The organism is Kitasatospora cinereorecta (assembly GCF_024172095.1).
GTDB lineage: Bacteria > Actinomycetota > Actinomycetes > Streptomycetales > Streptomycetaceae > Kitasatospora > Kitasatospora cinereorecta.
This window is the reverse complement of record NZ_JAMZDX010000003.1, coordinates 296,458-313,163: the sequence shown is the minus strand read 5'-3', so window position 1 is coordinate 313,163 and position 16,706 is coordinate 296,458. Positions and strand designations below refer to the sequence as shown.

Annotated in this window: 14 protein-coding genes; 8 read left to right on the top strand and 6 right to left on the bottom strand. The window is 75.3% G+C overall.

All coding sequences use genetic code 11. The annotated features are described in order from the left end of the window. Window positions 1–178 precede the first annotated feature (178 nt). From FHR36_RS15065 to FHR36_RS15055, 3 genes are read left to right on the top strand one after another with little or no spacing between them, the layout of a single operon-like run. Window positions 179–1,495 carry an SWIM zinc finger family protein gene (locus tag FHR36_RS15065; RefSeq protein WP_253797470.1) on the top strand — a complete coding sequence of 439 codons (1,317 nt, stop codon included), beginning with the start codon at window positions 179–181 and terminating at the stop codon, window positions 1,493–1,495. Further along, the gene (locus tag FHR36_RS15060) at window positions 1,492–1,719 is read left to right on the top strand and encodes a hypothetical protein (protein ID WP_253797467.1); all 228 of its coding nucleotides are present in this window, start codon (window positions 1,492–1,494) and stop codon (window positions 1,717–1,719) included. Before FHR36_RS15065 ends, FHR36_RS15060 begins: the two co-directional genes overlap by 4 nt. Next, window positions 1,716–3,395: a DUF5691 domain-containing protein gene (locus FHR36_RS15055; protein ID WP_253797465.1), complete on the top strand. Its 1,680-nt coding sequence runs from the start codon at window positions 1,716–1,718 to the stop codon at window positions 3,393–3,395. The genes FHR36_RS15060 and FHR36_RS15055 overlap by 4 nt, the downstream gene beginning before the upstream one ends. 107 nt (window positions 3,396–3,502) lie before the next feature. Here the strand turns inward: FHR36_RS15055 and FHR36_RS15050 are convergent, their stop codons facing one another. After that, window positions 3,503–3,910, bottom strand: a complete 408-nt coding sequence (locus FHR36_RS15050; RefSeq protein WP_253797463.1) for a coenzyme B12-dependent isobutyryl CoA mutase small subunit — start codon at window positions 3,908–3,910, stop codon at window positions 3,503–3,505. Window positions 3,911–4,121: 211 nt separating this feature from the next. Here FHR36_RS15050 and FHR36_RS15045 point away from each other — a divergent pair, with 211 nt between their 5' ends. Continuing rightward, window positions 4,122–4,997 carry an esterase/lipase family protein gene (locus tag FHR36_RS15045; protein WP_253797461.1) on the top strand — a complete coding sequence of 292 codons (876 nt, stop codon included), beginning with the start codon at window positions 4,122–4,124 and terminating at the stop codon, window positions 4,995–4,997. A gap of 89 nt (window positions 4,998–5,086) precedes the next feature. Beyond that, complete coding sequence (locus FHR36_RS15040) at window positions 5,087–5,896, top strand: M23 family metallopeptidase (protein WP_253797459.1); 810 nt, start codon at window positions 5,087–5,089, stop codon at window positions 5,894–5,896. Between the two features lie 45 nt (window positions 5,897–5,941). Here FHR36_RS15040 and pcrA read toward each other — a convergent pair whose 3' ends face one another. Continuing rightward, on the bottom strand, window positions 5,942–8,677 hold the full coding sequence (pcrA, locus tag FHR36_RS15035; RefSeq protein WP_253797457.1) for a DNA helicase PcrA: 2,736 nt from the start codon (window positions 8,675–8,677) through the stop codon (window positions 5,942–5,944). A gap of 293 nt (window positions 8,678–8,970) precedes the next feature. Between pcrA and FHR36_RS39330 the strand changes: the two genes are divergently transcribed. Further along, on the top strand, window positions 8,971–9,996 hold the full coding sequence (locus FHR36_RS39330; RefSeq protein WP_301330249.1) for a C40 family peptidase: 1,026 nt from the start codon (window positions 8,971–8,973) through the stop codon (window positions 9,994–9,996). A gap of 209 nt (window positions 9,997–10,205) precedes the next feature. Here FHR36_RS39330 and FHR36_RS15025 read toward each other — a convergent pair whose 3' ends face one another. The 3 genes from FHR36_RS15025 to FHR36_RS15015 form a co-directional block, all read right to left on the bottom strand. Continuing rightward, a complete protein-coding gene (locus FHR36_RS15025) occupies window positions 10,206–11,378 on the bottom strand; it encodes a glycosyltransferase family 39 protein (RefSeq protein ID WP_253797455.1) in 1,173 nt (390 codons plus the stop codon). A gap of 79 nt (window positions 11,379–11,457) precedes the next feature. Beyond that, the gene (locus FHR36_RS15020; RefSeq protein WP_301330248.1) at window positions 11,458–12,186 is read right to left on the bottom strand and encodes a LuxR C-terminal-related transcriptional regulator; all 729 of its coding nucleotides are present in this window, start codon (window positions 12,184–12,186) and stop codon (window positions 11,458–11,460) included. Beyond that, window positions 12,179–13,633 (bottom strand): PspC domain-containing protein, encoded by a 1,455-nt coding sequence (locus FHR36_RS15015; protein ID WP_253797448.1) that lies wholly within the window; start codon window positions 13,631–13,633, stop codon window positions 12,179–12,181. Before FHR36_RS15015 ends, FHR36_RS15020 begins: the two co-directional genes overlap by 8 nt. A gap of 135 nt (window positions 13,634–13,768) precedes the next feature. Between FHR36_RS15015 and FHR36_RS15010 the strand changes: the two genes are divergently transcribed. Both FHR36_RS15010 and FHR36_RS15005 read left to right on the top strand, forming a co-directional pair. Beyond that, window positions 13,769–15,298, top strand: coding sequence for a PspC domain-containing protein (locus FHR36_RS15010; protein WP_253797446.1), 1,530 nt, complete (start codon window positions 13,769–13,771; stop codon window positions 15,296–15,298). Continuing rightward, entirely contained in the window at window positions 15,295–15,507 is a 213-nt protein-coding gene (locus FHR36_RS15005) for a hypothetical protein (RefSeq protein ID WP_253797444.1), read from the top strand. Before FHR36_RS15010 ends, FHR36_RS15005 begins: the two co-directional genes overlap by 4 nt. Window positions 15,508–15,585: 78 nt before the next feature. On the opposite strand, the gene FHR36_RS15000 is transcribed toward FHR36_RS15005, so the two are convergent. Further along, a complete protein-coding gene (locus FHR36_RS15000; protein ID WP_253797437.1) occupies window positions 15,586–16,524 on the bottom strand; it encodes a Rieske 2Fe-2S domain-containing protein in 939 nt (312 codons plus the stop codon). Between the last annotated feature and the right edge of the window lie 182 nt (window positions 16,525–16,706).

Sequence of the window (16,706 nt, the reverse complement as noted above, 5' to 3'; positions counted from 1 at the left end):
CAGATGTCACACAGGGCCACGGGACCAGGCGTTTCGCACACCCGTTCGCGCCCTGCGACAACAACCATGCACCCCGCCACTGACAAATCCCGCCCCACTTTCTGATCGTTCATCAGTTCGAGTGACACCCGGCTGCCGACCCCCGGATTTGTCAGTGGCCCCTCCTAACGTCGTCGCCATGGAGGAACGCTGGAGCACCGAAGACATCCTGTCCCTCGCCCCTGATCCGGCGTCAGGGAAGGCCGCCGGCAAGCTGTCCGGCCCCTCGCCCTGGTCGGAGCAGGGCTCGGGGCAGGGCGTCCTGTGGGGCCTGTGCAAGGGCAGCGGCAGCACGCCGTACCGGACGGCCGTCGAGCTCGGCACGCCCGCATACCGGTGCAGCTGCCCCAGCCGGAAGTTCCCGTGCAAGCACGCGCTCGGCCTGCTCCTGCTGTGGAGCGCGGGCCCCGAGGCGGTCGCCGACGACGCCGAGCCGCCCGGCTGGGTGGCCGAGTGGATCGACGCCCGCCGCGAGGCCGCCGAGCAGAAGACCGCCCGCCGCGAGGCCGGAGCCGCCGAGGCCGACCCGGCGGCCGCCCGGCGGCGCGCCGAGCGCCGGTCCGCCCGGGTCGCCGCCGGGGCCGGGGAGCTGCGCCTGCGCCTGGCCGACGGCGTCCGACGCGGCCTCGCAGACCGTCCCTCCGCCGACGGCTGGGAGGAGGTGGCGGCCCGCATGGTCGACGCCCAGGCGCCCGGCCTGGCCACCCGGGTCCGCGCCCTGGCCGAGACGCCGCAGGAGGCCCTGCTGGAGGAGTACGCGATGCTGCACCTGCTGGCCGGCGCCTACGGCCGGATCGACACCCTGCCCGCCCCGCTCGCGGCGACCGTGCGGACCAGGGTCGGCTTCACTGCCGACAGCGCCGAGCTGCTGGCCGGCCCGACCGTCCGCGACCGCTGGCACGTGCTCGGCAGCCGCGACACCGCCGACGACCGACTGACCACCCGCCGGCTGTGGCTGCGCGGCGCCAAGACCGGCCGCAGCGCCGTGCTGCTCGCCTTCGGCCGCCCCGGCCAGGCGCCCGACCTCGCCCTGCCCACCGGCCGGGCGCTGGAGGCCGAGCTGGCCTTCCACCCCGGTGCCCGCCCGCTGCGGGCCGTCCTCGGCACCCGGTACGGCACGCCCGAACCCGCACCCGCCGAGGCCCCGGCCGGGCTGTCGCCCGAGGAGGCGATGGCCGAGTACGGCGAGGCGGTGGCCGACGACCCCTGGCTGGACGCCTGGCCGACCGTGCTCACCGGCGTGGTGCCCGTTCTCGGGCCCGAGGGGTGGCAGCTGACGGACGGTCGCAGCGCCCTGCGGGTCCGCCGCGGGTCCGTCCCGGAGGCCGCGCTGTGGCGGCTGGCCGCCGCCTCCGCCGGCCACCCGGTCACCCTCTTCGGCGAGTGCGGCCACGCCGGATTCGCCCCCGTCACCGCCTGGACCGAGTCCGCCCGACCGATCGGAGTGACCCAATGACGCACCTGCCCGCCATCGCCAGCGGCTGGGGCCGCCGCCACCGCGCCACCCCGGCCCGTCCCGCTCCCGCCGTCACCACCGGCCGGCGCGCGCACAGCGCCCGTACCGTGCCCGGCGCGCCGTCGCGGCCCGCCGGGCAGCAGCCTGCCGCCGCGGCGCCCACCGCCGGCCGCCGCGAGCGCTTCCCCACCGCCCGCCCGCAGCCGACCGGAGGACGACCGTGACCGCCTCCGCCGTCGGCACCGCCGCCGAGCCCGCCCGCACCGCCGTCGACGACGACTGGGCCGAGCTGGAGACCGCTGCCCTGCTCGGCACCGACCGCCGGCCGCTGCCCCCGCCCGGTGGCACCGGCCCGGCCGGCGAACTGGCCGACGCCGTCGACCGCACCGACCAGGCCACCGCCCTGCTGGAGCTGGCGGCCCTGGCCGCCGTCCGCCGCCGGGCCGGCGCCACCGCGGGCGCTCCACCCGCGATACCGGCCCCGGCCGCGCCGGATCCGCGCCCCGAGGTGTCCGAAGCGGCCGCCCGGCGCCTCGCCGTCCTGCTCGGCGGCCGCTCGGCCGCCGCCACCACCGCCAACCTGGCCGAGCTGCTCCCCCAGTGGCTGTCCGCCGCCCGCGAGCGCGGCTACCGCCCGCCCGCCCACCTCCTCCCGTCCCTGCTCGACACCGCCCGCACCCGCAGCGAACTCCGGGCCGACACGGTCGCCCTGGCCGGTCCGCTCGGCCGCTGGCTCGCCGGGCAGAACCCGGACTGGCGGTTCGTCACCCGCACCGCCCCCGCGGGCACCCCCGCCATCCCCGCCATCCCCGCCGCCAGCACCGAACCTGCCGGGCCGCCCGCCACCGCACCGCTCGACCGGCCCACGCCCGACGGCGAACAGCTCTGGCACGAGGGCCTGTTCGCCGAACGGGTCACCCATCTCACCCGACTGCGCCGCAGCAACCCGGCCGCCGGGCTGGCGCTGCTCGCCTCGACCTGGTCCACCGAGCGCGCGGAGGACCGGGTGCTCTTCCTGGACGCCCTGCAGGACGGGCTCTCCGCCTCCGACGAGTCCTTCCTCGAGGCGGCGCTCTCCGACCGCTCCAAGAACGTCCGGACGACCGCCGCCGAGCTGCTGTCCACCCTCCCCGGTTCCGCCTTCGCCGCCCGGATGGCCGAGCGCGCCCGAGCCGCCGTCCGCCTCACCTACGGATCCGCGCCCGGCGCCCACCTCGCCGTCACTCCGCCCGCCGCCTGCGACGCGGCGATGCAGCGCGACGGCATACCCGTGAAGTCACCGACCGGCCGCGGCGAACGGGCCTGGTGGTTCGGCGAGATCGTGGCGGGCGCACCCCTCGCGCTGTGGGCGCAGGACACCGGCCTCACCCCGGATCAGCTGCTCACCCTCCGCGCCGCCGACGGCGAGGCCGACTGGACCGACGACCTGCACGAGGCCTGGGCCCGGGCAGCCGTACGCCAGCAGGACGCCGGCTGGGCCAGAGCCCTGCTCGGGCCCGCTCCCCGCCCCGGACGGCCCGGGCGGACGTCGGGTGCGCCGGCCCGGCTGCTGGCCGTACTGCCGCCGGCCGAGCGGGCCGCGTGGACGGCGGCGTTCGTCCGGGCACACGGTCTCGGCGACGCCTTCCAACTGCTCGGCGCCTGCGCCACACCGTGGACGCCGCCGCTCAGTACCGCCGTCGTCGCCGCCCTGGAGCGCGCGGCCGCGTCCGGCGCGTACCCGTGGAGCCACAGCGGGGTGCTCGGCATGACCGAGCGCGCCCTCGCCCCGGAGACCGCCCCCGCGGTGGAGGCCCTGGCCGCCGACGCCGCACCCGACACCGCGTGGGCCGACACGTTCGGGAGGCTCGCGGAGACCCTGCGGTTCCGCGCCGCGATGCTCGCGGAGCTCACCGGCTGAATCACCGATGCCGGTGTCACACGCCGCCAGGCAGGCCTGGACGCGAACGCGGGGCCGGGCACTCGGCCCGACCCCGCGTCGCAGGTGCCCTGTGCGCTCCGCCCGGATCAGCTGGCGGTGCGCAGGTTGGCCGCCACCCAGCTCACCACGTCCTGGGTCGGGGTGCCGGGGGTGAAGATGTCGGCGACGCCCATCGCCTTCAGCTCGGTGATGTCCTCGTCGGGGATGATGCCGCCGCAGAACACCTTGATGTCCTCGGCGTCGCGCTCCTTCAGCAGCTCGATGACCCGGGCGCAGAGGGTCATGTGCGCGCCGGAGAGGATCGACAGGCCGATGCCGTCGGCGTCCTCCTGGATCGCGGTGTCGACGATCTGCTCGGGGGTCTGGTGCAGGCCGGTGTAGATGACCTCCATGCCGGCGTCGCGCAGGGCACGCGCGATCACCTTGGCACCGCGGTCATGACCGTCCAGACCCGGCTTGGCGACCACCACACGGATCGGACCCGACACACCCATGACTGCCTCCTGGACCACGTTGTCCACCACCCGGTTCACCCGGGTCGGGCGCGGGTGTGGCGTTGACCTCTTCAGGTTAACGACTTCTAACAGATCTGAGGGGAGGGTAGCGCCCACCGGCCGCGTTCACCGTTTCGCGGGTCGAGAGGAGGGGAAAATCACAGCCCCACCCCGTCACCCCCCCACCCCGCCACCTCGCCGGGGAGAGCCGATGACCGTCCCCTTCGAAGGGCCCACCACCCCTCTCCACTCCACCACTCCCCTCCGCTCCGCCGCCGCCCGCCGGGCCGCGGCCGCCCTGCGCGGTGCCGGCACCGAGGCCGCCGCCCTCGCCCACCACCTGATCCGCTACCCCACCGGCATCGGTGGCCCGGCCGATGCCCCCGGGGCCACCACCGCTGCCGGGACCGGGACCGCCGCCGAGCGGCCCACCTGCCCGCCCCGGCCGGTGACCGCGCCGCCCCACCACGACCCGGTCCTGCTGCTGCACGGCCTGGCCGACAACCGAGCCGTCTTCACCCCTCTCCTGCGCGCGCTGCACCGGAGCGGCTGGACGCACCTGCACGCGCTGACGTACTCCCCGCTGCCCGGCGACGTGCGGTCCGCCGCCGCGCTGCTGGCCCGGCACGTCGAGTGGGCGGCGCGGGCGCACCCGGGGCGTCCGGTGGTGCTGGTGGGCCACAGCCTGGGCGGGTTGATCGCCCGCTACTACGTGCAGCGCCTCGGCGGGGACGGCTTGGTGCCGCACGTGGTCACCCTGGCCACCCCGCACCAGGGCACCGACGTGGCCCGGCTGCCGACACCGTTCCCGATCACCCGCCAACTGCGGCCGGGCAGCGACCTGATGGCGGAGTTGCGGCTCCCCGCGCCGCGCTGCCAAACGCGGTTCACCGCGCTGCGCGCGGAGTTGGACGAGCTGGTGATCCCGCGCCGCTCCGCCGCACTGCACCACCCCGACCTGCGGACCGACAATCTGCTGATCACCGGCGTCGGCCATGTCGCCCTGCCGGTACACCCGGCGGCCATCGCCGCCGTCCGCCACGCGCTCGAGTCCACCGGCGAGCTGACGGACCGCCACGCCTGCTGAGATGCACACTTTGTCCGGTCTGCGACCTGAGGGATACAGTCTCGGCTGTTTTCTCCCCCCATGACCGAGAATTCCCCGGAGGCGGCACCATGGCAGCCCCGATCCCCACCCCGCGCGCCGCCGGCCGCGGTGCCACCCGTGCCCAACGGCGCGCGCTGTCCCGCAGCGCCACCCGGACGGCGGTCCTGACCGTGGCACTGCCCTCGGCGGCCACGCTCGGGGTGTTCGCGGCAGCGGCCGTCGCGGTGCACCTGGACGAACCGCACCGGGCGGCCCCGGCCGCCCCCGGTGCCGGCGGCCCGGCGAGCGGCCCGGCGAGCGGCCGGGCGACCACCGGTACCGGCCACGCCTCTGGGCTCCCCTCCGTGGAGCGAACCGCCTCCGTGGAGCGAACCGCCGCCGAACGCCAGGCGGTCGAGCGCGCCGAACGGGCGGAACAGGAGCGCGCCGGCCGGGAACGCGGCGAACGGCCCGAACTGGCGGCGCAGCAGGACGCCGCGCACCCGCGCTACGTGCTGCCGGTGGAGCGCCGCGGGCTGAGCGCCGGCTTCGGCCAGGCCGGGGCGCACTGGACGGCCCGGCACACCGGCATCGACTTCCCGGTGGACAGCGGCACCCCGGTCCGCGCAGCCACCGACGGCACCGTCGGCACCCGGTGGAGCAGCGCGTACGGCTATCTGGCGACGGTGACCGCCCCGGACGGCACCCAGACCTGGTACGGGCACCTGCGCTCGTACCGGGTCCGCAAGGGGTCGGTCCGGGCCGGCGATGTGATCGCGTACTCGGGGAGCACCGGGAACAGCACCGGGCCGCACCTCCATTTCGAGGTGCGGCCCGACGGCGGGGAGCCGGTCGACCCGGTCCCGTGGCTGCTCGCCCACGGCCTCGACCCTCGCTGACCCAAAAATTCCGCCCTCAGAGCGCCGCTGGACCCGCTGGACCCGCTACAGCTTCTCCACCGGCGCGTACCGGAGCAGCAGTTGCTTGCGCCCGGAGGATCCGAAGTCGACCGTGGCCTGGGCCTTGTCGCCGACGCCCTGGGTGGCGACGACCGTGCCGAGGCCGAAGGTGTCGTGGGTGACCCGGTCGCCGACCGCGAGTGCGACGATCTCCCGTTCGCCCACGGTGCGGGCGGACTTGCCCCAGCCGGCGCGCGGCGTGGCGCCGACCGACGACGAGCGCCCGGCCGACCCGCCGCCGCCCTGACCGCCGCCGCCCCCGTACCCGCCGGAGGAGCCGCTGCCGTAGCCCCGGGAGGAGCCGCGTGACGAGCCGCCCGACGACGAGCCCGCGAAGCGCGAGCCCGGCACGGCGGCCGCGCCGGTGCGCTTCCACTGCACCAGCGTGTCGGGGATCTCCTCGAGGAAGCGGGAGGCCGGGTTGTACGAGGGCTGCCCCCAGGCGCTGCGCAGCACCGAGCGGGTGAGGTAGAGCCGCTGGCGGGCCCGGGTGAGGCCGACGTAGGCGAGCCGGCGCTCCTCCTCCAGTTCCTTGACCTGGTTGAGGGCGCGCATGTGCGGGAAGATCCCGTCCTCCATGCCGGTGAGGAAGACCACCGGGAACTCCAGTCCCTTGGCGGTGTGCAGGGTCATCATGGTGATGACGCCGCTGCCGTCCTCGTCGTCCGGGATCTGGTCGGAGTCGGCGACCAGCGCGACCCGCTCCAGGAAGTCGGCCAGGGTGCCGACCGGCGGGCCCTCGTCGCCCTCGGGGCGCTCGCCCGGGTCCTTCTCGTACTCCAGGGCCACCGAGGCGAGTTCCTGGAGGTTCTCCACCCGGGTCTCGTCCTGCGGGTCGGTGGAGGCCTGGAGTTCGGCGAGGTAGCCGGTCTCCTCCAGGACGGCCTCCAGCACCGCGGCCGGTCCGGCACCGGACTCCACCACCTGGCGCAGCCCGGCCATCAGCGCGTTGAACTTCTTCACCGCGTTGGCGGAGCGCGCGGCCATCCCGTACGCCTCGTCGACCCGCTGCAGCGCCTGCGGGAAGCTGATCCGCTCGCGGGCCGCCAGCGCGTCGATCATCGCCTCGGCGCGGTCGCCGATGCCGCGCTTGGGCACGTTGAGGATCCGGCGCAGCGGCACGGCGTCCTCGGGGTTGGAGAGCACCCGCAGGTAGGCGAGGATGTCGCGGACCTCCTTGCGCTCGTAGAAGCGCACGCCGCCGACGACCTTGTACGGCAGGCCGACCCGGATGAACACCTCCTCGAAGACGCGCGACTGGGCGTTGGTCCGGTAGAAGATCGCCACGTCGCCGGGCCGGGCGTTCCCGGCGTCGGTCAGCCGGTCGATCTCCTCGGCGATGAACTGGGCCTCGCCGTGCTCGTCGTCCGCGACGTACCCGACCACCTGCTCGCCCTGGTCGCCGGCGGTCCACAGGTTCTTCTTGCGCCGGTTGGTGTTGCGCTCGATGACGGCGTTGGCGGCGCTGAGGATGGTCTGGGTGGAGCGGTAGTTCTGCTCCAGCAGGATCGTCGTGGCGTTCGGGTAGTCCTCCTCGAACTGGAGGATGTTGCGAATGGTCGCGCCGCGGAAGGCGTAGATCGACTGGTCCGCGTCACCGACCACGCACAGCTCGGCGGGGGCGATCTGGGCCAGCCGGGCCTCGGCCGGGTTCACGAAGTCGCCGTCGACGGTCATCTTCGGCGCGTGCGCGGCGGTGCCGCCGCTGAGCTCGCGGACCAGCGTGTACTGGGCGTGGTTGGTGTCCTGGTACTCGTCGACCAGGATGTGCCGGAACCTGCGCCGGTAGTGCTCCGCGACGTCCGGGAACGCCTGCAGCAGGTTGACGGTGGTCATGATGATGTCGTCGAAGTCCAGCGCGTTGGCCTCGCGCAGGCGCCGCTGGTAGAGGAAGTACGCCTCGGCGAGCTTCTTCTCCATCGGGTTGGCGGCCTGGTCGGCGTAGGTCTCCTCGTCGATCAGCTCGTTCTTCAGGTTGCTGATCTTCGCGGTGAAGGACTTCGGCGGGAACTGCTTGGGGTCCAGGTCCAGGTCGCGGCAGACCAGGGCCATCAGCCGCTGCGAGTCGGCCGCGTCGTAGATCGAGAAGCTGGACGTGAAGCCGAGCAGCTTGGACTCGCGGCGCAGGATCCGTACGCAGGCGCTGTGGAAGGTCGACACCCACATCGCCCGGGCACGCGGCCCGACCAGCGCCTCGACCCGCTCGCGCATCTCGCCGGCGGCCTTGTTGGTGAAGGTGATCGCCAGGATCTCGCCGGGCTGCACCCCGCGCGCGGCCAGCAGGTACGCGATCCGGTGGGTCAGCACCCGGGTCTTGCCGGAGCCCGCGCCGGCCACGATCAGCACCGGCGAGCCGTGGTGCAGGACCGCCTCGCGCTGGGGGTCGTTCATGCCCTCCAGCAGCTGCTCCGGGTCGACGACCGTCCGGGCGGCGCCGTTGCGGTACCAGGCGTCGCGCTCGCTCTCGGCGGCGTAGTCCCGCTCGAAGAGGTCCCCTGGGATCTCCTCCTCGTACGGGGAGGGCTCGTACGGGCCGGGCTCGTACGGCGGGAACTCGTCCGGGTCGCCCCCGTGGGGCACCGCCCCGCCGTACGGAGGGGCCTCCTCGTACGGGGGCTCCGCGTCGAACGGCGGGGGTGCGTCGGCGGCGGCGGGCCGGCGGGAGCCGACGGCCGGGTCCTCGAAGCCGGGGAGCGGGAGGTCGTCAAAGAGGCTACTCATAGCACTCCGAGTCTATGACCCGCCGCCGACAGCCCGACCCTGACCGCCGCGATCGGCCGGAGCGCTCATTTCCCGCCCTGGTCGGCGCCGCGAACCGCCCCGGTCCGGGCACGGAACGACCAGTTCCGCAGGATTGCGGACACCGGCGTGACGCGCGGCCTGTCGCGGCGCACCGCCCGCTAGCGTCGCCCTCCCACCAGCCGGTCCGCCCGGGCTCGCGCACCGCACTCCCGTGCGCGCCCGGTGAACACAGGAACCACCATCGCGGTCCGGCCCGAAAGGAGGGCGCCGCCATGGCGTCGCACAGGAAACCCAGACCCGTCCGCCGGGTCCGCCGCCTGGTCCTCACCACGGCGGCCGGCGCGGCCGCCGTCACGGTCTCGGGCCTCGCTCCGGCCGCCCGGGCGGAGCCGGCCGCCACCCCCGACCAGGTCCGCGCCCAGATCGACGCGCTGTACCGCGAGGCCGAGCAGGCCACCCAGCGCTACGACGGCGCCAGGGAGCAGGTCGACGAGCTCCAGCGCCAGGTGGGCCGGCTCCAGGACGAGCTCGCCCGCCGGACCGACGCCGCCGAGGCCGTCCGCGCCCGGCTCGCCGCGGTCGCCGCCGAGCAGTACCGCACCGGCGGCATCTCCCCCTCCCTCCAGCTGGCGCTCTCCGACGACCCGCAGCAGTTCCTGGAGCACTCCGCCCGGCTCGACCAGGCCGGCCAGGTCGAGCAGAGCGCGCTGCGCCAGTACGCGCAGCAGCGCGCCGCCCTGGACACCCAGGCCGCCGAGGCCCGGTCCGGGATCGCCGAACTCGCCGTGCGCCAGCGGCAGCTCGCCGACGAGAAGGCCGCCGTCCAGCAGAAGCTGGCCCAGGCCCAGACCCTCCTCGACCGGCTCGGCCCCGCCGACCGGGCCGCGCTCGCCCGCGCCTCCCGCTCCGACGGCCGCAGCCCGCTCGACCTGCTCCCGGTGCCTGCCACCGGCCGGGCCCTCGCGGCGATCACCTTCGCCCGGGCCCAGCTCGGCAAGCCGTACGTCTGGGGCGCCACCGGACCCGACTCCTACGACTGCTCCGGCCTGGTCCAGGCCGCCTGGCGCAGCGCCGGCGTCGCCCTCCCCCGCACCACCTACGAGCAGATCGACGCCGCGCCGCGGATCACCCGCGACCAGCTCCAGCCCGGCGACCTGGTCTTCTTCTTCTCCGGCGTCACCCACGTCGGCCTCTACACGGGCAACGGCCGGATGATCCACGCCCCCCACCCGGGCGCCCCGGTCCGCTACGAGTCGATCGACGCCATGCCCTTCGCCGGCGCCGTCCGCCCGGCCTGAGCACCCCCGACCCGACCACGCCCGACCCGCGAACGCCCGACCCGCGAACGCCCGGCCCCGAGATCACCCTGCCCGGCGCGTCCCGCCGGCACGGCGGTTCAGTCGCGGGCCGCGGAGCCGGCTTCCCGGCGGACCGGGTGGACGGTCAGATCAGTGCGCTGCGGCCACTCCGCACCTCGGCCCGCCCGGAGGAAATCTGACCGAGCCTCCTACGGCGCGTCCGGGTAGACGAACACCACATAGCCGCCGTACGCCGCCGACACCACCGCCGCGGAGCCGAGCAGCAGGTACAGGGCGGCCCGGCTGCGGATCCGGGCGAGGCCGGCGGCGAGCGGGAGGAGCAGGCCGAAGGCGGGCAGCAGGAAGCGGGCGCGGGAGTTGAAGTAGGCGGCGTCGCCGAGGGCGAGGGCGAGCATCGCGGCGCTGTAGAGCAGCAGGACCGGCGGCTGGCGCTGCAGCAGCGAGAGGGCGAACAGCACCACGGCGGCGACCAGCACCAGCGCCACCACGGCGTCGGTGAGCCAGACCGGGCCGCCGGCCATCAGCAGCCGCTTGAAGGCGTAGAAGGTGGAGCGGCCGAAGTCGACGTGCGACTCCCAGGCGTCCTGGACCCGGAAGTAGCCGTCCCAGCGGTGCAGTCGCAGGCCGACCCAGGCGACGTAGCCGAGGAATCCGAGCGGGGCCAGCGCGCAGCCGAGCAGCGCGCGCCGGCCGCCGCGGCGCCGCGCGAACTCCCAGAGCGCGGCGCAGCAGACCGCGCCGGCCAGCGCGACGCCGGTGGGCCGGGTGAGTCCGGCGAGCAGGCTGAGCGCGCCCGACCACACCCACCACCGGCGGATCGCCGCGTGCACCGACCAGGCGGCGAGGGCGGTGAACAGCGCCTCGGAGTACGCGGCGCTCTCCACCACGGCGTACGGCAGTACGCCCCACAGGACCGCGGCGATCACCCCGGCCCGCCGCCCGTACAGCCGGGCGGCGATCGCGAAGATGCCCCAGGCGGCGGCGAGCGAGGCCGCCCAGGTGACCAGCAGGACGGCCGCGCCGACCGGCAGTCCGGGCACGGCCCGGACCAGCAGCGGGTAGGCGGGGAAGAAGGCGTACGGCTGGTAGAGCCCGTGCGGGCCGGGTACCGGCGGGGTGCCCGCGTAGCCGTGGACGGCGAGGGAGCGGTACCAGAAGGCGTCCCAGAAGGTGGCGAGCCTGGACAGTCCGCCGCCGGTCCCCCCGCCCGGGCCGGGGCGGGGGCCGGGGCTCCACAGGACGAGGGTCAGCACGCCGACCGCGCGCACCGCCGCATAGCCGAGCAGGGCGGGTGCGGCCCACCGCAGGGCCGAACTCCCGGCGCTGCGGACGGACGCGACGGTGGTGGTCTCCAGACGCACCCCGCCACCGTGCCACACCGGGCCCCGCCACGACCAACCGGTCGTCAGCGGAGCATCCCGTCCGCCGCCGCAGTGGCGCTCAGACCAGGCGGCGCGCCGTCGCCCAGCGGGTCAGCTCGTGCCGGTTGCTGAGCTGCAGCTTGCGCAGCACCGCCGAGACGTGGCTCTCCACGGTCTTGACCGAGATGAAGAGCTGCTTGGCGATCTCCTTGTACGCGTAGCCGCGCGCGATCAGCCGCAGCACCTCGCGTTCGCGCTGGGTCAGCCGGTCGAGGTCCTCGTCGACGGGCGGGGTGTCGGTGGCGGCGAAGGCGTCGAGCACGAAGCCGGCCAGCCGGGGCGAGAAGACCGCGTCGCCGTCGGCGATCCGGAAGACCGCGGCGACCAGGTCGGTGCCGGTGATGGTCTTGGTGACGTAGCCGCGGGCGCCGCCGCGGATGACGCCGATGACGTCCTCGGCGGCGTCCGAGACGGACAGCGCGAGGAAGCGCACCCCGCCGGACTCGCCCATCAGCGGCGCGGAACGGCGCAGTACCTCGACGCCGCCGCCACCGGGCAGGTGGACGTCGAGCAGCACCACGTCCGGGCGGGTCTCGGCGACGACCTGCACGGCCGATTCCACGTCGTCGGCCTCGCCGACCACGTCGATGCCGGTCACCTCGGTGCGGCCGATCTCGGCGCGCACGCCGGTGCGGAACATCCGGTGGTCGTCCACCAGCACCACCCGGGCCACCCGCTCCGGCGCAGCCGCCCCGCCCCCGGTTCCGCCCGCCGTCCCACCGATGTCCCCGGCCCCAGCGTCAGTCATCTGCCCTCTCCATCTCCAGCTCGACCTCGGTACCGCCGTCGGGCGCGGGCCGCACCTTGGCGGTGCCGCCGTTGCGCTTCATCCGGCCGATGATCGACTCCCGTACGCCCATCCGGTCCTCGGGCAGGTCGTCGGGGTCGAAGCCGGGGCCGCGGTCGCGCACGAACACCGACACCGTCCTCCCCTCGACCTCCGCATACACCTGAACCGGTCCCCCGCCACCGTACTTGGCCGCGTTGACCATCGCCTCCCTCGCGGCCTGCATCTGCGCCGCGATCCGCTCGTCCATCGGGCAGTCGCCGACGCAGACCAGTTCGACCGGGACGCCGTGCCGGTCCTCGACCTCGGCGACGACCTCGCGCAGCCGCTCCGCCATGGTGTCGGGTGCGGACTCGGCGGCCGCGTCGGGGCGGTAGAGCCACAGCCGCAGCTCGCGCTCCTGGGCGCGGGCCAGCCGCAGCACCTCCTTGGGGTCCTCGGCCCGCCGCTGGATCAGGGTCAGCGTGTGCAGCACCGAGTCGTGGACGTGGGCGGCGATCTCGGCCCGTTCCTGGGCGCGGATGCGGGCGGTGCGCTCGGCCCCGAGGTCCTGCCACAGGCGCAGCGCGTACGGGCCGACCAGGACCAGGCAGCCGGCCAGCACGGCGACGGTCGACTCGACCACCAGGGCCAGCGGGGAGGCGACGCCCTGGAGGATGAAGAAGCCGATGATGCCGGCGAGCACCAGCAGGACGCCGGCGCCGACCCGGGCCAGGGCGCGGCTGCGGCGGGGTCCGTCCTCCTCCAGGCCGAACCAGCGCTGCCAGCGGGAGTCGTCGGCCTGCCGCCAGACCAGGGCGACGCCGACGCCGACGGCCAGCAGCGGCCAGACGTACGGCTTGGCGGTCTGGATGCCGAGCACGCTGAGCAGCGCCATGATGCCGATGACCAGGCCGAGCAGACCGAACAGCTGCCCCAGTCCGCCGCCGGTCCGGCCGGCCTGCGCCGCGTCGGAGCCACCCGCCGCACCCTCCTGGCCCGCGGCCACCGGGGCGGCGGACTCGCCGTGGAAGGTCCGCTGCAGCAGCTCGCGCAGCCGGCCCATCCCGTCCGGCCGTTCCTTGCGCAGTTCGGCGGGCCGGGCGACGCCGGCCCGGACGAAGCCGGCCTCGGTCCAGACCCAGCGCTCGGCGGCGCCCGGTGCGGGCTCGCCGATGCCGAGCGGCACCACCACCCAGAACGCGGCGTACAGCAGCACGCCGATGCCCTGGGTGAAGAAGAGCAGGATGAAGGCGATCCGGACCCAGGTGACGGGCAGTCCGAGGTGCACCGCGAGGCCCTGCGCCACGCCGCCCACGATCCGCCCGTTCGGGCTGCGGTACAGCCGGCGGTACGGGAGCGCGTCGGGGCTCTGCGGGTCGGCGGGCGGGGTGTCGGAGGCGGTCGGCCTGGTCTCGGGGGAAGCCACGGGTCCGATGGTCGCAGGTGCGGCCCCCCGGACGCATCAGGGTACGGCCCTGAGGCCGGTATCAGGGAGAGTTCAGGGTCGTGACCGGGCCCGGGGCGGTTGGGAGGGCGCCCGCGACCCACCAGGATGGAGGGCATGACGGACGCCCCCTCACCCAACCCTCCGGCGGACGACGCCGCCGGCGATGCGACCGGCGCGGCCGACGCGGCCGCCCGGCCGGCGCTGACCCGCTCCTCCCGGCACCGCGTGGTGGCGGGCGTCTGCGGCGGCGTCGGCCGCCACCTGGACATCGACCCGGTGGTCTTCCGGGTGGTCGTCGCGGTGCTCTGCCTGACCGGCGGCCTGGGCCTGTTCCTGTACGGGCTGGCGTGGCTGATCGTGCCGCGCGAGGTCGCGGACGGCGGGAGCGACGAGGGCGGCCGCACCGAGCTGCAGCGGGTGCTGACCGGGCGGGTGGACGGCCAGTCGATCGGCGCGGTGCTGCTGACCGTGATCGGCACCGGGGTGTTCTTCTCCTCGATGGGCGACGGCGACCAGCTGCTCCCGCTGCTGTTGCTCGGCGGGCTGATCTTCCTGGCGGTGCGCTACGACCCGGAGCGGCGGCGCCGGGCCCACGGCCACCACCGCCACCACCATCGGCCGGCCGCGCCGTGGAAGGTCCGCGACCGGCTGGAGCCGGAGGGCGAGCGGCTGGACTGGACGGCCTGGGGCCAGCGGATGGGCGAGGAGATGCGCGCCGAGTGGCAGGCGCGGATGACCGAGGTGCACGAGCGGATCCGCTCGGTGCACGAGGAGCACGCCGAGGCGCGGGCGGCCGGCACCGTCCCCGCGGACACCCCGCCGCCCGGCCCAAGCGGCTACCTGTGGGACCCGCGCCATCCCGAGCGCAACCCGTACGCGGGGGCGACCCCGCCGCCCGGCGCGGCCGCCCAGGCGTGGTGGCAGCGCACCGACCTGCCGAGCGGCGACCCGCTGCGCAAGCAGCAGCCGCAGCCGGCGGGGACGGCCGGGGCGGCGGAGACGGCGGGGGTGGCCCGCCCGATGAAGGTCAGGCGGCACCACTCCTTCCTCGGCCCGCTGGCGGTGCTGACCTCGCTCGGCGCGGCCGCCGCCACGGTGGTGATCGGCGGCCACGGCCACGGCGACCTGCGGCTCTCACTGGTGCTGGCGGCGGCGCTGCTGCCGCTCGGCCTGGCGCTGCTGATCGGCTCCCGGTACGGGCGGGTCCGCGGGCTGGTGGTGCCGGCGCTGCTGGTGACCCTGGCGCTGGCCGGTACGGCGAACTCCGCGACCACGCTCGACGACGCCTTCGGCGACCGGACCTGGACCGTCTCCGCCCCGGCCGACCTGCAGTCGACGTACTCGCTGGCCGCGGGCGACGCCAAGCTGGACCTGAGCGGGCTGGACCCGGCGGGCGCCGAGCTGGGCACCGAGGTCCGGCTGGGCGCGGGCGACCTGCGGGTGACCGTGCCCTCGGACGTGGAGGTGCGGCTGACCGTGCGCAGCGGGCTCGGCGAGGTACGGCTGCCGGACGGCGAGCGGATCTCCGGCGCGGGCACCGACCGGATGCTGGAGGTCCATCCGACCGGCGGTCGGGCCGCCACGGGGACGCTCGACCTCACCCTGATGGTCGGGCTCGGCGACACCGAGGTGGTGCAGGCATGAGGAAGCACGCGTTCGACCTGTTCTCGCTGGTCGCCGGGGTGCTGTTCACCGCGATCGCGGGTTGGTACCTGGTGGCCGGGCTGACCGGCCGTCACGTCCCGGGCCATCTGGTGGTCCCGGTGGCGGTGCTGACGCTGTGCGGCGGGGCGCTCGGCGGCGCGGTGCTGGCGATGGCCCGCCGGGGGCGCGGGCGGGGCGGCGACGGCTGACCGGTCCGCGCACCCGCTCCGCGCGGACCGGCCCCCTCCCGACGAGCGATCAGCCCCCGCCCTTGCCTCGACAGAGGCTCAGCTCTGCTTGCCGCCCAGCTCCAGCTGGTCGCCGTTCTTGGTGACGGTGTACTTGGGCAGCGGCTTGGTCGCCGGGCCGGTGACCACCGCGCCGGTGGCGGCGTTGAACTTGGAGCCGTGGCACGGGCAGTACATCTCGCCGTTCTTCGGCGGGTTGACGGTGCAGCCGGAGTGGGTGCAGATCGAGGAGAAGCCGCAGTACTGGCCGGCGGTCGGCTGCACGATGTAGACCGCGTCGCCGGTGCCGGGCTCCTGGACCTGGGCCGAGCCGCCGACCGGGACGGCGGAGGCGGCCACGGTGACCTTGGCGCCCGAGCCGGTCCCGCCGGAGACGGCCGGAGCCGGGGCGGTGGTGCCCGGGGTGGCGGCGGCCGGGGTGGTGACCTTCTTGCGGCCGAAGGTCGCGGTCAGCGAACCGGCCAGCAGTCCGGCGCCACCGAGCGCGACGGCCGCGATGCCGCCGTCCAGCAGCGCGCGCCGGCGCACCCCGTCCTCCTCCAGCCCCCGGGCCCGGTCGCGGCGGGCCCGGCGGGCCAGGTAGCCGTCGATCGACAGGTACGGGGTGCCGGCCAGCAGCAGCGGCGTCCAGGCGAACAGGAAGGCCAGGTCGTTGCCCAGGTAGTACGGGCTGACGTTCCAGCTGACGGTCAGCCAGAGGGTCGCGCTGATCGCGGCGCCGCCCGCGGCGGCCAGCCGGCCCCACAGGCCGAACAGGGTGCCGAGGCCCACCGCCAGCTCGCCGAAGGCGATCAGCAGGCCGAAGAAGGTCGGTGCGGAGAGCGCCGGGCCGAGGGCCCAGCCGATCGGGCTGCCGCCCTTCACCGCCTGGGTCTGGGCGTAGAACGAGGCCGGGTCGCCGGCTCCGGCCAGGTAGTGCGCGTCGGAGAGCTTGTCGAAGGCGGCGTAGATGAAGGTGACCCCGAGGAACAGCCGCAACGGAAGCAGGGCATACCGGGACGCGGTCTCCTTCCGTACCGCTCTGCCCGCCGTCGCATTGTGGTCATGCCCGCCCGTCATGCCATCGCCTCTCGCTCAACCGCCGACCACCGATGGTCGGATCCGGTCCGATTCTGCCTGGTGCGGTGCGCACACGGCCGCGCCGCCACTCCCCTGGAACA